General features: G+C 70.1%; 15 protein-coding genes. 11 read left to right on the top strand and 4 right to left on the bottom strand.

Translation table 11 applies throughout. The annotated features are described in order from the left end of the window. Positions 1-262 precede the first annotated feature (262 nt). Together AC07EQ_RS37885 and AC07EQ_RS37880 are read right to left on the bottom strand one after the other, a co-directional pair. Positions 263-1024, bottom strand: a complete 762-nt coding sequence (locus AC07EQ_RS37885; RefSeq protein WP_478392633.1) for an FkbM family methyltransferase — start codon at positions 1022-1024, stop codon at positions 263-265. Continuing rightward, positions 1017-2231, bottom strand: coding sequence for a macrolide family glycosyltransferase (locus AC07EQ_RS37880; protein ID WP_478392632.1), 1215 nt, complete (start codon positions 2229-2231; stop codon positions 1017-1019). The genes AC07EQ_RS37885 and AC07EQ_RS37880 overlap by 8 nt, the downstream gene beginning before the upstream one ends. 195 nt (positions 2232-2426) lie before the next feature. Between AC07EQ_RS37880 and AC07EQ_RS37875 the strand changes: the two genes are divergently transcribed. From AC07EQ_RS37875 to AC07EQ_RS37835, 9 genes are all read left to right on the top strand, one after another. Next, the gene (locus AC07EQ_RS37875) at positions 2427-3527 is read left to right on the top strand and encodes a thiopeptide maturation pyridine synthase (RefSeq protein WP_478392631.1); all 1101 of its coding nucleotides are present in this window, start codon (positions 2427-2429) and stop codon (positions 3525-3527) included. 68 nt (positions 3528-3595) lie between these two features. Beyond that, a complete protein-coding gene (locus AC07EQ_RS37870; protein WP_478392630.1) occupies positions 3596-4489 on the top strand; it encodes an alpha/beta fold hydrolase in 894 nt (297 codons plus the stop codon). Between the two features lie 342 nt (positions 4490-4831). Beyond that, entirely contained in the window at positions 4832-5005 is a 174-nt protein-coding gene (locus AC07EQ_RS37865) for a thiomuracin/GE37468 family thiazolyl RiPP peptide (protein ID WP_478392629.1), read from the top strand. Between the two features lie 173 nt (positions 5006-5178). Next, positions 5179-7236, top strand: a complete 2058-nt coding sequence (locus tag AC07EQ_RS37860; RefSeq protein ID WP_478392628.1) for a TOMM precursor leader peptide-binding protein — start codon at positions 5179-5181, stop codon at positions 7234-7236. Further along, the gene (locus AC07EQ_RS37855; protein WP_478392627.1) at positions 7236-9230 is read left to right on the top strand and encodes a TOMM precursor leader peptide-binding protein; all 1995 of its coding nucleotides are present in this window, start codon (positions 7236-7238) and stop codon (positions 9228-9230) included. The genes AC07EQ_RS37860 and AC07EQ_RS37855 overlap by 1 nt, the downstream gene beginning before the upstream one ends. 19 nt (positions 9231-9249) lie before the next feature. Further along, positions 9250-10812 (top strand): SagB family peptide dehydrogenase, encoded by a 1563-nt coding sequence (locus AC07EQ_RS37850; RefSeq protein WP_478392626.1) that lies wholly within the window; start codon positions 9250-9252, stop codon positions 10810-10812. Positions 10813-10828: 16 nt separating this feature from the next. Further along, on the top strand, positions 10829-13450 hold the full coding sequence (locus AC07EQ_RS37845; protein WP_478392625.1) for a lantibiotic dehydratase: 2622 nt from the start codon (positions 10829-10831) through the stop codon (positions 13448-13450). Beyond that, the gene (locus tag AC07EQ_RS37840; protein ID WP_478392624.1) at positions 13443-14429 is read left to right on the top strand and encodes a lantibiotic dehydratase C-terminal domain-containing protein; all 987 of its coding nucleotides are present in this window, start codon (positions 13443-13445) and stop codon (positions 14427-14429) included. The genes AC07EQ_RS37845 and AC07EQ_RS37840 overlap by 8 nt, the downstream gene beginning before the upstream one ends. Then, positions 14426-15967, top strand: a complete 1542-nt coding sequence (locus AC07EQ_RS37835) for a SagB family peptide dehydrogenase (protein ID WP_478392623.1) — start codon at positions 14426-14428, stop codon at positions 15965-15967. The genes AC07EQ_RS37840 and AC07EQ_RS37835 overlap by 4 nt, the downstream gene beginning before the upstream one ends. A 279-nt stretch (positions 15968-16246) precedes the next feature. On the opposite strand, the gene AC07EQ_RS37830 is transcribed toward AC07EQ_RS37835, so the two are convergent. After that, on the bottom strand, positions 16247-17527 hold the full coding sequence (locus AC07EQ_RS37830) for an FAD-dependent oxidoreductase (RefSeq protein WP_478392622.1): 1281 nt from the start codon (positions 17525-17527) through the stop codon (positions 16247-16249). Positions 17528-17810: 283 nt separating this feature from the next. On the opposite strand from AC07EQ_RS37830, the gene AC07EQ_RS37825 reads away from it, so the two are divergent. Next, positions 17811-18473, top strand: coding sequence for a class I SAM-dependent methyltransferase (locus tag AC07EQ_RS37825; RefSeq protein WP_478392621.1), 663 nt, complete (start codon positions 17811-17813; stop codon positions 18471-18473). 433 nt (positions 18474-18906) lie between these two features. Further along, positions 18907-19722 carry an AfsR/SARP family transcriptional regulator gene (locus AC07EQ_RS37820; RefSeq protein ID WP_478392620.1) on the top strand — a complete coding sequence of 272 codons (816 nt, stop codon included), beginning with the start codon at positions 18907-18909 and terminating at the stop codon, positions 19720-19722. Positions 19723-19881: 159 nt separating this feature from the next. Here the strand turns inward: AC07EQ_RS37820 and AC07EQ_RS37815 are convergent, their stop codons facing one another. Continuing rightward, positions 19882-20109 carry a DUF397 domain-containing protein gene (locus tag AC07EQ_RS37815; RefSeq protein WP_478392637.1) on the bottom strand — a complete coding sequence of 76 codons (228 nt, stop codon included), beginning with the start codon at positions 20107-20109 and terminating at the stop codon, positions 19882-19884. Between the last annotated feature and the right edge of the window lie 492 nt (positions 20110-20601).

Here is a 20601-nt window from a genome sequence, read left to right as displayed (position 1 = left end):
AACTCGCCCCGAAGACGTTCCACCGCACCAAGATCCACACCAAGATCATGAAGCAAACCACCAACAAGATCAACACCTAACGAAGTACTACTAGGCGCGGTGCGCAAACGTCTCGCGCACGAGTCCGAGAAACAACCGATGAGCGTTGACTCGCAGCAGTGACTCGGCTCGCGCGCACGGTCGCGGTGGGAGTTGCCCTTCAGCAGCTTGGAGTTCCGGACACTGTGATGCGATCCGTCAGGGTGTGGTCGGTGGTCTGCTGTCAGGGGCGGGTTGCGTAGACTATTCTGTTGTCTATTCCCTTTGGGGCTTCTTCGGGGGTCTGGGCTCTTGCTTCGAAGCCTCTGGCCTTCAGGGTTTTCAGGATTCTGTCTAGTGTGGACCTTGTTTCGTGGACCTCGATCGCCAGTTGCTTGATCCGTTTCCAGTCTTGGTCCGTGATCCCTGCTAGGGCCGCTTCTTCGCTTCCCTCGATGTCCATCTTGATCAGGTCTATCTCGACGTTCGGGGGTAGGAGGTCCGACAGCGGCGTGGTGGGGACCTGGAGCGCTTCGTTCCGGTAGAGCTGTTCCGCTATCGTCGGGTTCGCGTACTTCGCTACCGTTTGTTTGTCCTTGAGCTTTTCCGCCAGGTGGGCCGTTGAGTTTCCCGGCATCGATGGGAAGAAGTAGAACTCCGCCGTTCCCGGTTCGTCCGACAGGGCCGTCTCGTGGACCGTGACACCCGAGGCGCTGTGGTGGTCGATGTTCGCTCGCAGGGCTTCGGCGTTGTTCGGGATCGGTTCCACCGCCAGTACCGAGGCTTCCGGGTAGCGGCTCTTGATGAACAGCGTGAACAGGCCGATGTTCGCTCCCGCGTCGACCACCAGGCCCTTCGGGTTGATCGGGGCCAGGCCGCTCAGGTACGTGTTCCGGCCGAAGATCTCCTCGTAGATCAGCTTCGCCTCGGTCAGCACCGGGTTCCCGGTCGCCGGGGTGTAGCACTCGAATCCCTCGGCCACCTCGACGAGGTCCAGGTCAGACATCCACTCCACCCTTCGCCACCGAGCCGGGGTCGCCGGCCAGGAACTCGGTCAACGCGTCGGCACCTCGCAGCGCCGAATCGGTGCTGCGCAGTTCTTCCCGCCAGCTCGCCAAGTTGTCCCGCACCGCCCGATCCGCCGCGAGCTCTTCGACCGCTGCGCGCAGCTCCGCCGCGGTCACCGCTTCCGGGTCCACCGCGCTTCCCAGGCCCAGTTCGGCGGCGCGCCTGCCGTTGAAGGCCTGTTCGGGCGTTTGGGGGAGCGACACGAGTGGGACGCCGTGCAGCAGGGATTCCATTGTGGACCCCATGCCGGTGTGCGACACGAACGCCGATGCGTGCCGCAGGACGGCTAGCTGCGGGACCTGTTGGTGCACCTCGAAGTTCGCCGGTACCGGATCCGGCGGGTCGGCGCGGCCGGTCGCCATGACCACGTGCCAGGGCGTGTCGGCGAACGCTTCGACGCACAACCGCAGCAGGTCCGGTCGGTCGTTGAACACCGTTCCCAGGGAGATGAGCAGGATCGGCGCGTCCGCTGCCGGCGGTGACCAGTCGTCCGGGCGGGCTCGTCCGGGCAGGGCCGGGCCGAGGAAGCGGAACTCCGGGCCGAACGTCTCGCCCGCGATCTGGAACTTCCGCGGCAGGAAGACCAGGTTCAGCCCGGCTCGGGCCGCGGTCGGCAGCAGCGCCTGCAGCGGCAGGCCCCGCCGGTGCGCGAATCCGGCGAGCTTCTGGCCGCTCGCGAACAGCCTCGGATCGGTGTGGTCGAGGTCGGCCGGCCACATCTGCTGCTGCAGCGAGAAGTGCTCGTTGCCGACCATGTTCGGCGCCAGGCCCACGCCCGGCACCCCGAGCTCGGCGGCCAGGGCACGGCCGGGCAGTCCCATGATGTCGAAGCACACGCAGTCCGGGCGGTCGGCCCGGAACGGGCTCGCCAGCTCGTCGTACGTCGTGATCAGCTCTTCGATGCCCGCGTCCATCATCTTGATCATGTTCTCCGCGGTGTAGCCGCGACCCGCCAACCCGGCCAGCTCGACGTGCCACGGCATCTCCACCGGCGTCGCGCCCGCCCGCCGGACCGCCGCGGCCTGATCGCCACCGGTCGCGTAGCTGATCCGGTGGCCGCGGGCAACCAGCTCCTCCACCAGCGGCAGCGTCGGGTTCACATGACCGTGCGCGGCGAGCGAGACGAACGCGAAGTGCTTGCCCATGATCCTCCCCATCGCCCGCGCTCGTCGTGCGCGGCGAACTCCCCGCAGTGGCCGGAAAGCCGGCGGACCGCGCCGGATCCGAGGCGGTCGACGCCGCGGAGCCTACCCGAACTTCCGCGCGGCTGCGGCGATTCTTGGACAGCATCGGAAGATTCTTGGTTGAATGCGGGCCGAGCCGCGAATCAGGGGAGTGCGATGAACGAGAACCTGTCTGCGCCACCGGAATCCGGAGCCTGGCACGGCGTCCAGATCTACTATGCGGCGGAGAAGGAAGACCTCATCCTGGATTGCCTGCGGCCGTTGTTCGCCCGGATGCCGGCCGAGGCCGAGCGGATGTTCTTCGTCCGCCACTGGCTCCGCGGCCCGCATCTGCGGCTGTGCTTCCGTGCGCCCGAGCCGGTGTTCCGGGAGGTGATCCGGCCCGAGGTGGAGAGCGCGGTGAACCGCTATCTCGCCGAGCACCCCTCCACCGCGCGGGTCGACGAACGGGAACTGCTGGCCACCCATCGCGAAGTCGCCCGCCAGGAGCGGGAATCGGACCCGCTGGCGCCGTTCCACCCGGACAACTCGGTCCAGCACGCGCCGCACGACCGGCGCATCCACGTGCTGGGCGGCGAGGCGGCCGCCGCGCTGCTCGAGGACTTCTACCACGAGACCAACGAGCTGGTCTTCGAGATGCTCGACCAGGTGCGCGCCGGGCGCAGCCGGGTCGGCCTCGCCGCCGACCTCATGATCGCCACCGCGCACGCGATGTGGCCGGGGATCGACCGCGGCTTCATCTCCTACCGGTCGCACGCCGAGGGCTTCATCGTGCGGGCCCCCGACCCCGCCGCGCGGCGCGAGTTCTGCGTTCAGCAGTATCAGTCGCAGGCCGCTGTGCTGCGGGAACGGTTGGTCGGCGTGCTCGACTGCGTGGAGCGCGGCGGCACCGACGTGCCGTTCGTCGCCGAGTGGGTCCGGCTGCTGGGCCGGTTCCGCTCGACCGCCGAGCCGTTGATCGGCTCCGGCGAGCTGTCGTTCGCGGGCGCGGTCGCGCCGGACGCGGTGCAGAGCTGGGACCCGGGCATGCTGGAGCACAGCACTTTCCACCGATTGCTGCAGGGTGATGGCGGCCGGATGGCCGATCTGCAGCGGGATCCGGGGTTCCTCGCGTTCCGGTTCGCGCTCAACTACCTCTACCTGCACCTCAACCGGATCGGAGTGCTGCCGGTGGAGCGGTTCCTGCTCTGCCACCTCATCGCCGACGCCGTGGAGGAGCACTACGGCATCTCGGCCAACGACTTCGTCGCCTCCTGATCGATCCAATGTGGACAAGCTCGCCCGGCGCGAGTGGCTAGGCTGGCGCCGTGGAGAACGCTAGCGTTGTGTCGGTTCAGGTTTCGCACTCCGACCTGGTCGGGGTGCTGTGCAGGCCGAAGTCGCCGGGGCCGCACCCGGCCGTGCTCGTGGTCGGCGGCTCGTCCGGGGCGGTGCCCGAGCTCGCTGCCCGACTGCTCGCCGAGCAGGGCTTCGCCGCGCTCGCCGTGGCGTACTTCGGCGGGGCGGGGCTGCCGCGGGATCTCGTCGAGATCCCGGTGGAGTACTTCACCGGCGCGCTTCGCTGGCTCGCCGGACGCCCCGAGGCCGACGCCGACCGTCTCGCGGTGCTCGGCCGCTCGCGTGGCGGCGAGCTCGCGTTGTTGCTGGCAGCGGCCCATCCGGAGCTGGTGCGGGCGGTGGTCGCCCACGTGCCCAGCAGCGTGGCGTGGCAGGCCGTGCCGTCGGATCCCCGGGCCATGATGGCCGGTCCGCGATCGTCGTGGAGCCGGGGCGGCGAGCCTGTCCCGTTCGTGCCCATGCTGCCACCGAGCGCCGCGGAAATGGCCGAGTTCCAGGGTTTCTTGAGTGGTCGTCCGGTGTCGTTCCGGTCGTCCTTCGAGCGCGCCATGGGGCAGGACGAGGCCGTCGCGGCCGCGAGCATCGAGGTGGAGCGGATCAACGGGCCGGTGCTCGTGCTCAGCGGCGGCCAGGACGCGCTGTGGCCATCTGAGCTGTTCGGCGAGCGGATCATCGCTCGGCTCGACGCACGCGGGCACGCGTTCCCGCACCGGCACGTGTGCTATCCGGACGCCGGTCACCTGCTCGGTGCTCCCGGGACGGCGGCGCGGCCGCGAGGCGCCGGCTTCAACCGGCTGCTGATGGGCGGCGACCCGGTGGCGGATGAGGCGGCGAGTCGCGACAGCTGGCCGCACGTGCTCGAGTTCCTGTCCATCTCCTAGCTACGCCTGCGCCCCGAAAACCGTTGCCTGTTCTCAGAAATATCTCAGGAAGCCGCCGTGTCAGGTGTGGCGCGGAAGTCTAGCCGAGCGCCGGTTCACCTTCCCTGCTCTATTCGGCGTAACCTCCCGTTAATATCTGCTGGGCGAGGGTTCTAGCGATTCTCTAGTTATTCGATCCCTACCTGGGATTGTCGGTCCGGGACGGACTCGCAGGTCCGTTGCGCTGGACTTTTTCGTGGCATGCCAACGGATCTCGTGCTAGAACTGGGCACGTCGGCGCCGGGATCCCGGGAATTGCGTTGACAAATCAACTATTCCGTCGACCCGAATGTGGGGTATGGCATGGAAGATCTGAAGTTGGACCTGGAAAGCCTGCAGGTGGAGAGCCTCGCCTTCGGCGCTGACGCGGACCGCGACCTCCAGTCCCTGGGCATGGGCCACGGGATGACCGAGGTCGGCGCTTCCGCCGGTTGCTGCTGCTGCACCTGCAGCTGCTGCTGCTGCCCGTGTGGCTGATTGGCGCCACCTGCGGAGAGCCGGGAGCTAGCGCCCTGCGCTGATCCCGACTGGCGAGTTCGCTCGTCTTCCGCATAGGCGGGCGCGGGGTTTCGTCGAGCGAAATGCTCGGCGGGCCCCGTGCTCGTCGTGCGTCCGCCGTGATCCTGTTTGCTGCTGCCCTGGATGGACAAGTGAAGCCGAAGCTCAAGAACGACACGTTGTACCTCCCCTCCGCGGAGGGGGTCTACTTCGTGAGCAACCACGGAACGTTGACGCTGGACGGCAAGCACATCTACCAGTGGGTGGACAAGCTCGCCCCGTTCCTCACCGGCGCGCACACGCTCGACGAGATCACCGCGAGCCTGTCCGAGGACCGCAAGCGCATGGTTGTCGGGCTGATCGGCGGACTGGTCCAGAAGGGCTTCATCAAGGACGTCGGCGACGACCGGCCGCACGGGCTCGATGACGGCGTGCTCGCCGCGTACGAGTCCGAGATCGCGTTCATCGACTACTACCGGGACTCGGCCGCGCACCGCTTCCAGCGGTTCCGGGAGAGCAAGGTGCTGCTGGTCGGCGCCGGTCAGACCGCGGTCGCGCTCGCGCAGGCCTGCCTGCACGCCGGTCTGCTCGAAGTGCACGTCACGATCACCGGCGAGGCCGCCACCGACCGGTCGCGCCTCGACACTTACCTGGACCACGCCCGCGAGCGCGACTCGGCGCAGTCGATCGTCGAGCACCGTGCCGCCATCGACGGTTCGGTCGAGGAGTGCAAGGACGCGCTGGGATCGTTCGACGCCGTCATCCACGTTTCCGACAAGCCGATGCTCGACCGCGCGCGGCGGCTGAACCGGGCCTGCGCCGAGCTCGGCACGCTGTTCATCCAGGCCATTGTGGACGGTGACGAGGCGTGGGTCGGGCCGCTGGTGGGGCCGGGCGACGGCGCGTGCTGGGAATGCGCGCGGCTGCGGGTGCTGGGCAGGCGCGAAGGCGCCGACGCCGAGTTCGCCGACCGGCCCGACGCGGCGCCCAGCGAGTTCCTGGCCGGGCCGACCGCCGCGATCGTGGCCAACCAGCTGTCGTTCGAGGTGTTCAAGCACCGCACCGAGGCCGGGCCGGTGGAGACCGCGGGCGCGCTGGTGCGGCTGGACCTGGAGACCCTGCAGAGCTCGAACCACCCGGTCACCCGGCACCCGCTGTGCACCGCACACGAGGATCCGCAGCCGCGCGGTGAAGCGGAATTCCTGGCCGCAGTGCGCGATCTCGCAGCCGGGCCGGAGATCACCGGGGAGGAGTTCTCGGCCGCCGCGGCCGCCTGCTTCGAGCCGTCGACGGGCCTGCTGGCCAGCCTGGACGAGGGGGACTTCGGGCAGCTGCCGTTGAAGGTGTCGCGCGCCGAGTACGCGAACGTGCTGCTGCTGCCGGACTTCGAGCGGGAGAGCGCGGCGGCCGTCGAGGTGGCCACCGACTTCACCGAAGCCCGCGAGCGCGCTACGCGCCGCGCCTGCGAGCTCTACGCGGCCAGCGCGGTCGACCGGCGCCGGTTGAGCGGTTCGGACGAGCCGCGCACCTGGGGCCTGGACCTGATCAGCGGCGCGGCCCGTTCGCTGCCCGCCGCCGACGTCTTCCCCGCGCTGCGCGGGGTGCTGCCGCACGCGGCGGACCTGCCAGGCCTCGCCTCCGGCTCCACCTGGGCCGAGGCCGTCGGCCGCGGCCTGCTGGCGCTGGCCGACCGGATCACCGTGGCGGAAGTCGCCGAGTCGGTGCGCCCGGCCGTCGACCCCGCCGCCGTGCCGCGCACCGAGCGCGCGGAACGCTACTGGAAGATGCTCGACATCGTCGGCGTCGAGGTCGCGATTCACGACATCACCGGCTCGCTCGGCGTGCCGACCTTCGTGGCCTGCGCCGGACCGGAAACCGTCGGCTTCGCTTCGGGATTCGACATCGGGCAGGCGCTCGAAGAGGTGTTGGAGCAGGCGCTGCGGCACCACCAGGCGCAGGCCGGCGAGTGGCCCCGCTACGCGGCCGCCCCGACCGCGAACCTGCCCGAGCTGCCGCCGGAGCTGCGCGGCCCGCAGGCGGCCATCGCCGCCGCAGCGCAGCCGGACGGCTGGCCCGAGGTCCAGGAGCTCCTGCTGAGCCGCCTGGGCGCCGCCGGGCACCGGCCCGTCGCGGTGCCGCTGGACCACGACCCGGCGCTGAACCGGGTGCTGCCCTACATCGTCAACGTCGTGCTCGGAGAAGAGAACTAGTGGCCGAAGACGTGCACAAGGCAACCGGCGCGACCATCCGGGTCGGCATCGCGGGCGAGGGCGAGCTCCACGCGGCGACGTGGCGCGAGGTGTCCCGGCGGTACCCGGTGGTGGACGCCGAGACCGAATCCGGAGTGGACATCGTGCTGCTCGTCGAGGACGGTTGGGACCGGCAGCGGCACCGGCGGTGGAGCGACCGGTCGCGTGCCAGCGGGATTCCGCTGCTGCCGGCCTACGTCACGCCCGGTGCGGCGCTCATCGGCCCGTTCCTGTCCACTCTGGACGAGGGCTGCCTGGAGTGCGTGGAGCAGCGCCGCCTGCGCGCCCGCAACGACGGCACCGACTACGCCAAGGTCCTGGAAGCGCACCCCGAGCGAATGGCATCGATCGGCGGGCAGTGGCTGACCGGGTTCGCCGTGGACCTGCTCAGCGCGTTGATCGTTCGGGAGGTCGACCGGTTCGCCGCCGACCCGGCGACGCCGAGCACCCGCGGCAGTCTCATCCGCCTCTCCCTGGACGACCTGCGCACCAGCACGCACCGCTGGCTGCCCGATCCGCTGTGCGACCGGTGCGGCCGGCTGCCGCTGGACACCCGGGAGGGCGCGGAGATCGAGCTGCAGCACCGGCCGAAGGCCTCCGTCGACGGCTACCGGGTTCGCTCCCTGGCGGGTGAGCAGGACCGGCTGCGCGATGTCTACGTCGACTCCGAGGCCGGGCTGCTGCGCGCCGTCTACAAGGAAGGGCGCAGCGTCTTCCCGAGTTCGAGCGCGCCGATGGGGCTGCGGGCCACCACCCGCACCGAGGTCGGCTACGGGCACCAGCTCGACTTCTCCGCCAGCCAGCTGACCGCCATCGCCGAGGGCATCGAGCGCTACGGCGGCATCGAGCCGGGCGGCAAGCGGACGGCGGTCCGCGCGAGCTACCGCGAGCTGGGGCCGGACGCGCTGGACCCCACCACGCTGGGGCTGCACACCGACGAGCTCTACAGCCGGCCGGGCTTCCCGTACCCGCGCTACCACCACGACCTGACCTTCAACTGGGTGTGGGGCCATTCCTTCGCCCGGCAGCGGCCGATCCTGGTGCCGGAGAACTACGCCTACTACGGCACCGTCTACCGCAACACCCGGGATCACCCGTTCGTCTACGAGATCTCCAACGGCTGCGCGCTGGGCGGCTGCCTGGAGGAGGCGATCCTGCACGGCATCCTGGAGGTCGCCGAGCGGGACGCGTTCCTGATGACCTGGTACGCGCAGCTGTCGGTGCCGAGGATCGATCCGCGATCCGCCCCGAACCCCGAGGTGCCGCTGATCATCGAGCACATCGAGAGCTTCTCCGGCTACTCGATCGAGGTCTTCAACATCACCATGGAGCAGGGCGTGCCGTGCTTCTGGGTGCTGGCGGTGGACCGCCGGGGCATGCCCGACATGCCCAAGGTGCTGTGCGCCTCCGGCTCGAACCTGAACCCGGAGAAGGCGCTGATCAGCGCGTTGATGGAGCTGGGGCCGCTGGTGAGCAGGCCGCCGGAGTTCCACCGGCAGAACCGGCCGCGGGTGGAGGAGATGCTGGCCGATCCCTACGCGGTGCTGTCGATGGAGGACCACGCCGCGCTCAACGGCGCGCCGGAGGTCTTCGACCGGTTCGACTTCCTGCTGCACGGTTCGCCGGTCCGGCAGACCTTCGCCGAGGCGTTCAAGGACTACTACCAGAAGCCGAAGAACGCGGACCTGCGCGACGACCTGTCGGAGACGCTGCAGCAGTACGTGCGCACCGGGCTGGACGTCGTCGTGGTCGACCAGACCACGCCGGAGCACCGGGCGGGCGACTTCGCCTGCGTCAAGGTGATCATCCCCGGCTGCCTGCCGATGACCTTCGGGCACATGCGGCGCCGCGACCGGGGTTTCGAGCGCCTGCACCGGATTCCGCACGAGCTCGGCTACCGGGACCGGCCGCTGACCGACGCCGACATCAACCCGCACCCGCATCCCTTCCCGTGACGCGGGCGCTGGAGGTTCAATGGGCAACTGGGACCTGGACATCGGCGAGCACTACCTGCGCCGCACGGTGCACGAGGCCGAGGAACTCTTCGCGCAGGTGCTCGGCGAGGAGCCGATCGGCGCCGATCCGCTGCCGTTCAAGATCTACCGCGACGTGCCGCGGCACCGGCTGCCCGGCGCGCTTCCGCTGGAGATCGGCGACGCGCGCAGCGCCTTCGCCGACTTCACCGCGCCCGAGCCGGTTCTGCGCGAGCCGGCGCAGCTGCTGTCGGCATTGCTCCACTACGGCTACGGATTCTCCCGCTGGGACGAGGGCCCGGGGGCGGTCTGGCCGTACCACCGGATGGTGCCGTCGGCCCGGTGCTACTTCCCGACCGAGCTCTACCTGTGGATGCCCCGCACCGGCGAGGTCCCGGCGGGGATCTACCACTACGACACCCTGCACCACGGCCTGGCGCTGATCCGGGAAGGCGACTTCCGCGCCGAGCTGGGCCGGTTGCTGGGCACGGACGTCGACGACGTGCACAGCGTGCTGCTGCTGTCGTCGCTGTTCTGGAAGAACGCCTTCAAGTACCGCGGCTACTCCTACCGCCTGTGCGCCCAGGAAGCGGGCATGGTGGCCGGGAACCTGCTGATGGTCGCCGGCGCGCTGGGGCTGCGCGGCGAGGTCGGCTTCCAGTTCGCCGACCGTCGTGCCGGGCGGCTGCTCGGCCTGGTGGATTCCGAGGAGCACCTGTTCGCGGCGCTGCCGCTGCGCCGGGACGGATCGGCCGCCGAACCGGCGCCGGAAGTTCCGGTCCCGCCGGTTTCGCACCGCTACGTCCGGCCCGAGGGGGACGTGCACCCGCACGATGCGCTGTTCACCTCGATCGCCGAGAACTCCCTGCTGGACGACGCGGCTGAAGGCGCCCGCCAGCTCGCGGTGTCTCGTCGCTGCGACAGAGGCGAGACGCCGACGCTGCCGATGCCGCCTGCGCGGCGCGAACCGATCGAACTCGGCGCGACGTTGCGGGCGCGCAGTTCCGGCAACGTGCTGTTCAACCCGATCGCCAAGACGCTGGCGCTGGTCGATCTCTGGGAGATCGTGCGGTACGCGACCGATCCGTACCGCAGCGACCTGCGGGACGGGGTCGCCGAGCCGGGGGTGAGCCTGCACGTCGTGGCGCTGGACGTGGCCGGGCTGGCGAAGGGCGTCTACCGGTTCTGCCGGGAGCACGCGGGCCTGCACCTGGTCGCCGAAGGCGACTTCTCCCGGCCGCTGCAGGGCACCCTGCCGGTGCCGAACCTGAACCTGTGCGCGTCCAACGCGGTCCTGTACCTGGCCGCGGACCACGCCGAGGCCGGCCGCACCTTCGGCAACCGCGCCTACCGGCTGATCAACCTCGAAGCCGGGATCGTCGCGCAGCGGCTCTGCGTGCTCAGCGCCGCCCACGGCCTGGCCGCTCGTGTCCACAATGGATATGACGCGGCCGGTGTCGAGTCGATCCTGCGGCTGGACGAGGCGAAGCTGACCCCGTTCTTCCAGATCGCGATCGCGCACAACCGGCCAGGGGTCCAGCTCGGGCTCCCGGTCGTCTTCTGAGGTGGGACGGGAGCCGATGACATACCGCGTCGAACCGGCCTTCGTGGCGCGCGTCGCCGGGATGCCGCTGGCCTTCCTCCGGCGGCTGCGCACCGAGCGCACCGCCGAACTCGTCGAGCAGATCCTCGATGCGGAGCAATGGCTTTCAGAGCACGGCGACGCGCTTTCAGACGCGCTGCACGACGTCGTCGGCCGCACCACCGACACCGGCCTGCGGAGGCGGCTCATCAACCTGCGCCGCGACGTGTACCAAGGCAGGCAGCCCCGCTCCGGCGTCGACGACGAACTGCTCGCCGAGCTGCCCGCGGAGCTGGCCGAGGCGCTCACCGGCTGGCAGCGCCGCGTCCACGAGCGCGGCGCGCTGATCGCCGCCGCCGAAGCGGAACTGCCCGTGGAAGTGGCGCGACAGCGGCACGCCGTGCACGAGCTGGCCGCCGACCCGGCGTTCCAGCGCGGCCTGGTGCTGGCCAGCCCCGATCTCTACCTCAGCCTCCGCAAGGCGTCGCCGGACCAGCCGGATCGCAAGCTGGAGCGCAAGCTCGCCAAGTACCTCTCGCGCACCGCGGCCAAGACCAGCCCGTACAGCACGTTCACCGGCTTCGCGGAAGGCCGGTGGATCGACGACGGCCCGCAGCTGCACTACGCGGGCGGCTCGCGCCGCAGCGTCGTCGAGCTGAACGCCTTCACCCAGCAGCAGATCCCGCGCGCCCTGGCGGGCTGGCCGGAGATCCGTCCGCACCTGCAGCTGGCGGTGAACACCAGCGTGGCCGAGGACGGCGAGGTGCTGCGGTTCCTCGGGCGCAAGGACGGCGAAGCCGTGCTGGAACTGGCGAACACCCCGACGCTGCAACGCTTCCTGCGGGAGATCCGGCACGGCGCCGACCGGACCTACCGGGGCGTGGTGGGCGCGCTGGCCGGGCTGGACCGGGAAGACCGCAGCGCGCAGATCGAGGGGTTCCTCGACCAGCTCATCGACATCGGCCTGGTCGAGATCGGTTTCGGGATACCGGACAACGAGACCGACCACCTCGGCAGGCTCGCCGCCGAACTGGCGGGCTTCCCCGGCGACCGCGTCGCCGGCGTCCGGGCCACCCTGCTGGCGCTGCGGGACGATCTGGAGACCTACGGGCGGCTCGAGGCTCCCGAGCGCCGGTTCGAGCAGTCGGCCGTGGTCACCGACCGGCTCCGGCAGGTCTACGCCCGGCTCGGCTGGGACGACTCGGGCGCGGAGTTCCCGAAGCAGGCGTTCTACGAGGACGTGCTGATCACCGGCGGCGCGGTGACCGGCCGGCTGGAATCCTGGCGCGGGCTGTTCGACCGGCTCGAACTCGTGCGGCGGATGGCCGGGCTGTACGACCGGTTCCTGCCCGGCCGCATCGCCGCCGAGGCGTTCTTCGCCGACCGCTACGGCGCCGGCGCCCAGATCCCGTTCCTGGACTTCTACCGCGACTTCGGCCGGGCGACGGGCAATCCGGCGGACACCGGCAGCCGGGTCAGCGGGGCGGACCTGGCGACCTGCTACGAGCGGGCGTTCCCGGTCCCGCGGATCGGGCTGGAGCGGCTGGATCGGCTGAACACCCTGCAGCAGCGGTTGGTCGCCGCGGTTGCCGGAGCACCCGTCGACGATGCCGGTGTCCGGAACCTCTCGGCGCAGGCCATCGGCGAATTCCTCGACGAGGTACCGGAATTCGTGTCGCCGATCGAATCGGTCGCCTGCTACCTGCAGCCGATCGCCGGGGACCGGCCGCGCGCCGTGCTGAACGAGCTGATGACCGGATTCGGCCGCAGCCAGGCCCGCCTGCTTCGCCTCGGGCAGCGCACCGGCGGCGCCTTCACACCACCCGAGAACCCCACCACGCCCCGGCGGTACGCCGAGATCACCGGGACCGTCGGATCGAACCTCAACCTCAAGCACCCGCTGACCCACTACGAGATCAGCTACCCGGCGAGCACCAGCGACCGGCCGCCGGACCGGCGGCTGGCGCTCAGCGACCTCCTGGTCGTGCACGACCCCGGCGCCGGGGCGCTGCGGCTGGTCTCGAAGGGCCACGGCGTGGAGATCATGCCCGTGCACCTGGGCGTGATGGTCGAGTTCCTGCTGCCGCCCGCGTACCGGTTCCTCATCCAGATGTTCGGCCAGGCCGTGCCGCGCTTCGAGTTCATCAAGCAGCTGTCCACCGCCGCCCCGGTCGGCGAGGTGGACGGCGTCCGCCGGTACCCGCGCCTGGCGCTGGGCGATCTGGTGCTCAACCGCGCGGCGTGGGTGGTGCCCAGCGGGCTGCTGCCCAGGCGCGCCGCCGGCGGCTCGGCGCTGGAGCACCTGATCGAGGTGAACCGCTGGCGGCGCCGCCACCGGATTCCGCAGCAGTGCTTCGTCCGCGCCGTCGCCGGGCACGGCAACGCCTCGCAGCGGTCCCGTGTGGACGGTCTGTTCGACAAGACGCGCAAGCCCGTGTACCTGGACTTCGGCAGCGAACTGTTCGGCCACGTCTTCGAGGAGGTCGCCGCGAGCACCGACCAGCTGCTGGTCTTCGAGGAGATGCTGCCGGGACCGCAGGAGCTGGTCCCCGGCGAGGAGGACGGCGCTCGAGCCACGGAGCTGGTGGTCGAGCTGACGCAGGCAGGACGCGATGGCTGAAACGCAGTGGGTCGGCGTGCACATCCACTACCACGATCCGCTGGACGCTGTCGTCACCGGCGCGGTCCGGCCGCTGGTGGCGGAGCTGGACGGCGGACTCGACGGGCACTTCTTCGTGCGGCACTGGCAGGCGGGGCCGCACCTGCGGCTGCGGCTGAAACCGCGTTCGCCCGGCGACGCGGACAAGGTCCTCGAACTCCTCGACCGGCGGGTGGGGGAGTTCCTCCGCGACCGCCCGTCCCGCGCGACCGTCACCGAGCAGGACTACCGCGAGGTGGCCGATCCGCTGGTGGGGATCGAGCGGGGCCAGCACGAGGCAGAGCCGCTGCAGCCGAACAACACCGCGCGGCACGTGCCCTACGAACCGGAATACGCGCGCTACGGCGGCACTCCCGAGGCCATGGGCGTCGTCGAACGGCACTTCGCCGAGTCCAGCGAGCTGGTGGCCGACCTGCTGGCACAGGGCCCGACCGGCGACCAGCGCACCGGGCAGGCACTGGCGATGATGCTGGTCTGCGCGATGACGGCGGCAGGCGGCTCCGGCAGCTTGGCCGACTACCTCGGCACCGGTCACCGCGACTGGGGGCGGCGGCTGGTGTTCGGCGATCCGGATGCTGTCGAGATCCACTTCGAGGCGAAGTACCAGCGGCAGCGGCCCCGGCTGCTCGGCGTCGTCGAAGGGCTGGTCCGGGCGGTCGAATCCGGCGCCACCGAGCGCGCCGGAGCCGCGGTGGCACGGTGGGCCGGGGCGACCACGACCCTGCGCGACGAGCTGCGGCTGCTCCGGGAAGGCGGCCGGTTCGCGGTGCAGGAGGTGCTGATGCCGCCGCAGCGGCACCGGGAGGCCGAACTCGCCAGCGTGCTGTTGTTCTGCTCGCACATGCACAACAACCGGCTGGGCGTCACGCTCCCGGAGGAGTCCTACCTGATGTACCTGCTGTGGCGGGCGGTTTCCGAGATCACCGGGAGTGCGAGTTGAACACCGAGCAGTCGGCCGCGAGCGCCCGCAAGTACCTGGCGCTGGCCGAGGGCATGCCGATTCCCGAGGAGATCGACTGGGGCGATTCGCCGACCCAGTTCAAGGTCTACCGGGACAAGCCACGGATCCCGCTGGGCTACCGGACCGCCGGGGAATCCGCCACCGATCGGCTCGGGCAACTCCTGCTGGACTGCTACGGGGTGACCCGCTACCGGTGGACGACGGCCGACGCCCTGCGCCGGCTGATCGGCACCAGGGGAGCGGAGCCCGGCGGTGGCGCGAAGCTCGCCAGGAACGCGCTGCGGCCGGTGCCGTCCGGCGGTTCGCGGTTCCCCGCCGAGCTGTACGTGGTGGCCGGCCCCGGCAGCGGCATTCCACCGGGCGCCTACCACTACGACGCCGCGCACCACTCGCTGGTGACGTTGCGGGACGGCGACTGGACGCCGGAACTCGCCGCCGGCCTCGGCGGCGAGCGCTCGGAGTTGACGCTGCTGACGACCGCGTTCTTCTGGAAGAACGCGTTCAAGTACGGCGACGTGACGTACCGGCTGTGCGGCCTGGACATCGGTGTCCTCATCGGACAGATCCTCGCGGTGGCCGCGCGCGACCGGACCGAGGCGCGGGTGCGATACCAGTTCGCCGACGACACCCTGGACGGCCTGCTGCGGCTCGACCCGATGCGGGAAAGCGTCTACGCCGCGATCGCTCTCGGCCCCGTCGAGCGGACCTCGGGCGGATCGCGACCCGTCGAGGGCGCGGAACTCCCGCGGACCGGCTCGGGTTCGGTGGCGGAGCGGGACTGGTCGATCGCGGCCTTGCCGCTGCAAGCCGAGGTGCACCAGGCGTCCAGGCGCACCGCGGAGCGGCCGGCGGCGGGCGCCAAACCGGAGGTCAGCGCCTCGGCCGTGCCCGGCGGGGGAACGGTGGCACTGCCCGGCCGCCGGGTCGACCCGCTCGACGGGTTGCGGGTCCGGCGTTCCTCGATGGGCTACTTCACCCTGTCCGACCTGGGACAGGACGCGCTCGCGGCGCTGCTCGCGGCGGCGGCCGAGGGCTACCGGAACGATCTCGACGGGCCGTCACCCGCGGTCCGGCACACCGCGCTCCTCTGCGCGGTGAACCGGGTTTCCGGCCTGGAGCCCGGTGTCTACCGCTACCGGCCGGAGCGGGCGGACCTGGAGCTCGTGCGCGCAGCACCCGGAATCGGCGGCGAACTCCAGGAGGCGTTGCTGATCAAGCTCTTCAACCTCACCCACACGAACCTGTGCATCTACCCGGTGGGCGAATACGAGAGCGGCTTCCGAACGCACGGCGACCGCTGGTACCGGATGCAGAACATGGAAGCCGGAATCCTGACCCAGCGGCTCTACCTGGCGGCGGCGGCGCTCGGACTGCGCTGCCACGCGAGCCTCGGCTACCACGTGCCGCAGACCAACCGGCTGCTCGGAATCGACGGAACGGGCCTCACCAGCCTGCTCCAGGTGATGATCGGTTCCGGCCGAGCACCAGGCGACTTCTACGAAGCGGGCTGGCATTAAGACTGTTTCCAACCTCGTTTTGCGTGGCGGTGCGGGTGGCGGCCCCCCTGCGGGAATTACAGCGCCCGCCTGGACTCCGGGTGCCCAACCTTATGTATGCCAATACACGGCGGTTGGGCCGTCCTCGCCAGGCGAACGCTGAGAACCCGCGGCGGTGCGAGTTGCATAGGTGGGCTAAGCGGCTGCGCCGCTTCAAAACCCGCCCTACCACATTCCAGACGTCCAAGACGACTCCTCGACCCGGGAACGGCGGGGGAATCGCCGCTCCCGGGAGCGAGGTCACCTGCCGGTGCCTGACCTGGCGGGTTCCCGCCCCGGCTGGCGCTTCCGCTGCATCATGCCGTTCATGGCGCGGAAGAAGACCCTCGACAGCGACACCGCGACCTTGTTGCTCTGCAAGCCCTGCTTCTGGTACTGCAGCGCCTTCCGCACCGCGGCGAAGCCGTATTCGAGCATCCCGGCCTCGAAGACCCGGATCGCCTCGGTGGTCGCCGCCTTGCCGTCGCGCGCCGAAACGAGTTGGCGGCACAGCAGATCCGCGTCGCGCAACGCGGTGTTGCCGCCCATACCGCCGACCGGCGACATGCTGTGCACCGCGTCGCCGAGCAGCGTGACGTTGGTGGTCTCCCACGGCTTGACCGGCACCGATGTCTTGTACGGCACCAGAAGCGCGCTCTCCGGGTCGGATTCGGCGATCAGCCTGCGCAGTTGCGGGTGCCAGTCGCCGACGAGCCGTTCGATCAGGCCCTTCAGCTCGGGACCGTCGAGGGCCTCGATGTTGGCCGGGCACGCGCTGCGGCGGATCACGAAGGCGCTGCCGACGTAGGCGTCGTCGCCGCGCGTCTCGGGAATGTCGTTCATCGCGGCTGTGCGGTCGAAGACCGAGATGGACAGGAAGAACGGCGCCGCCGCCATGATCATGCTCCGCCCGGTGGACAGCGGCGGCTGCAGCCAGGCGCGAACCTCTTCGGTGAGCGGGAGTTTCAGCCCGATGCCGTAGGCGTCGGTGTCCACCCGCTCCACGTGCGGCAGGTACTGCTTGCGCACCGGGGAGTTGACCCCGTCCGCGCCGACCAGGACGTCGCCGGTGGCGGTCGTGCCGTCGGCGAAGTGCGCGGTGATCTCGCCGTCCGGGCCGCGCTCGTAGCGCTCGAACTTCTTGTCGTAGTGGAGGACCTCGTCGAGGCCGGTGAGCAGCACCTCGCGCAGGGTCACCCGGTCGATCGCGTGGGAGCGCTCGGTCGGCCCGGAACCCGCGGCGCCGCGGGCGTCCTGCTCCATCACCATCAGTTCTTGCAGATCCTCGGTGAGGAACCGGAAACTGCCCAGGTCCACCGTGCTGCGCACGAACGTCTCCCAGGTCTCCGGCGGCAGGCAGGCGTGCAGCGCCTTCGCCCCGTGCGGGTCGATGTGGATCCGGTAGCCCTCCAGGCGATCGGTCCGAGTGCGATCCCGTTCGTAGACCGAGACGTCCACCCCGGCCTTGCGCAATCCCTGTGCCAGGCAGAGGCCGCCGATGCCGCCGCCGATGACGAGAACCCTTAATGATGTTTCCGGCATTTCCTGCTGGCCTCCTGGTATTTCCCGGATTTTCCCGGATTGCGTCGAGCGGACGCGGGCGCCGATCGCGGCAACCCGTTCGGTTGCCCACCGAATGCCCGGCCGGTAGGCTGCGATTGCGCGTGACCGGCTCGGTTCGCGCAATCGGCCGACAGTCATCGCGGTGCAACGTTTTCGACCGGGTGCCACGGGTTTTCGCCGGTTCTGTGCGCTTCGCCCCCCAGCTCGATCACGTTCCCCCCGCTGACTGTTTCACATTACCTTCGGGCGGTCCAGGATGCAGATGCAAGAGATAACGACCAAAGCCGGGTACGACCGATGGGCGAGCACGTACGAACGAACGCCGAATCCGGTGGTGTCGCTGGACTCCCGGCACAGCGTCGGATTGCTGGCCCCGAAGCCGGGGGAGCGGATCCTGGACGCGGGCTGCGGAACCGGGCGCAACCTCGGCGCGATGCTCGCCGCGGGCGCGGAGCCGCAGGGCGTCGACTTCTCGGCCGGGATGCTCGACGTGGCCCGGCACAGCCATCCGGGCGTCCCGCTCTTCGAGGGCGACCTGCAGGAGGCGCTGCCGTTCGGCGACGCCGAGTTCGACGCGGTGTTGTGCGCCCTGCTGGGCGAGCACCTGGAGGAGCCGGCGCGGGCGGTCGCCGAATTCCACCGGGTGCTGCGTCCGGGCGGGCGGCTGGTGTTCTCGGTCTTCCACCCCGAGATGGCGGCGACCGGGATGTCGGCGCAGTTCGAGGACGCCGGCGAGGTGTTCAAGATGGTCGCCTACCCGTACACAGTGGACGATTATGCGGGCTGGGTCGCGGGCGCCGGGTTCGCCGACGTTCAGCGGCACGAGCTTTCCGGCGACGAGCAGATGGTCGATGAGGTTCCGTGGGCGTCGTGGCTGGTGGGGCGCCCGCTCGTGCTGGTGCTGACCGCCGCGAAGCCGGCCTGAGCGCGCGCCGGCGCGATTTTTCGGCGACGCCCGGGATTTTGCCGGGTATGGTGATCGGTAACGCGGGTTTTCCTGGGGATGAGCGGGAGGGCTTTGGCATGGGAGTTGTGATCCGCTGGGGGATTTCACCGGGTGCGCCCGGCGGTGGCGGTGTGCTCCGCTGCGGCCCGGATGTGCACGGCAGACCCTGACGCGAACGGTATCGGCGCATCGGCGCGGCCGCGAGCGGGCGGCCGCGGTGCCCGGCGAACCGCGTCCTGGTGACGCACTTCGTCGCGGCTTCACCCGGTCCCTCCCGGCACCACGGCTGATCCTGCCCGGGCGGAGGACTGGGGACCTCGGGACGTGCCGCGCGCTGCGGGCGTGATCGGTGCTGCGATCACCCGTCCCGGCAGACAACTTCGTCCAACTCGTAGGCGGATGGTTGCTGGGCATGCCGTTACTGGAAATCAACGTGCTGGGGCCGGTTTCGGTCCGGCTGCGGAACTGTTCGATCGTGCCGACCGCCGGGAAGCCGCGGCAGGTGCTCGCCCTGCTGGCCCTGCGGTGCGGGCGCGCGGTCTCCGCGTCGACCCTGATGTCGGAGATCTGGGGAGATGCGGTGCCCCGCAGCGGTCCGACCACGCTGCAGACGTACGTCTTGCAGCTGCGGCGGCGGATCGAGGGCTCGCTGCCGGCCGGCAGCAATCGGACGGCCAAGGAGCTGCTCGCCCGCAGCTACAACGGCTACCAGCTCGTGGCGGCACCGCGTTCGTTCGACCTCGCCGAGTTCGACCGACTGGCCGCGAACGGAAGCGCCGCCCTGGCGAAGTGCGATGCGGAGAGCGCTTCGAGGTACCTGGGCCAGGCGTTGGACCTGTGGCGCGGGCCGGTCCTGGTGGACGTGCCGATGGGCCGGGTCCTGGCGGCAGCCGCCAGGACGATCGACGATGCCCGCGCCCGCGTGCTGGAACAGCGGATCGTCGCCGATCTCCACCTGGGCAGGCACGCGGCGCTGATCCCGGAGCTGCGGAAGCTGGTGGCGGCGCACCCGGCCGACGAGAACACCTGCGCATTGCTGATGATCGCGCTCCAGCGGTCGGGCGCGTTGCCCCGGGCGCTGCAGGTGTTCGAGGACCTGAGCCGGGCGCTGGGCGGCGAACCGTCGGCCTGCCTGCAGCGGCTCCGGCAGGAAATGCTCGAGGATCCGGCGAGAATCGAGGTGTCGGCGTACTTTCCGGTCGAACGAGGACTCCCGCAGACGGTCTGAACCGACTGCTGGACGCGCCTTTCGGCCGGCGGCGCGGAGTTCGGCTATCCGGTCGTCCAGCGCTGCGCCGAGTTCGGCGGGACCCCTTCACGTTCGTGATCACACGCGGTCACGCATTCGTGTGATCACGAACGCAGAGAGTGCACGAGGGGAGCTCGCTCACCAGCGGCGATCCCGCAAACCTGAGACGAACGCCGCCCATTGCTCCCGGGGGAACACCAACACGGCCCCATCCCGGTCCTTCGTATCCCGAACCCCGACCACCTCGGGAGCCGAGGCAACCTCAACGCACATCCCACCCTGCCCGTTGCGGTAGCTGGACTTCGACCAGCCCACCTCAACGCAGCTGCCTGATCGGCCGCTGTGGCTGGACTTCCGCCAGATCATCTGGCCTAACGGCATGGCGAACCTTCCATCTCCTCTGCGATCGATGTGATCGGATCAGTTGAATCGTCGCTCGACGAGGCGATGTGCCGGAGCTGCATGGCAGATCTGAAGTGGACTGGATACGCGAGGACTCCTGCATGAACTGCTGGCGCATCCTCGCCGCCCGCCCCTGACACGTTCGGGGGAAAGTGGCGTTTTCGCGCGAAACCGGCGCCCGCCACGCCTGCGAAACGCCGGTTTCGCGCGAAAACGGCGCACCCCAAGCTACGGAAGGAACCCTTGTCATGTTCTGAATCCAGCTCAGCACGTTCGTCCTGTTGATCCTGGCGATGCTCACCAGGCAGCTGCCCGCGCGGGCCATCGCGTTCTCGACAGGCCCAGCACACAGGTGGAGGCGAAGGCGCTTCGCCTCGTGAGTGCTTTGGGGTGCTATAGCAGTCCAGAACACTCACGAGACCTGGCGTCCCGAGCAGTGCCGGTGCGGTGATCTCC

Source organism: Saccharopolyspora sp. NPDC045839 (assembly GCF_056431645.1).
The sequence above is the reverse complement of the archived record's forward strand: the minus strand, read 5'-3'. Positions and strand labels throughout refer to the sequence as shown.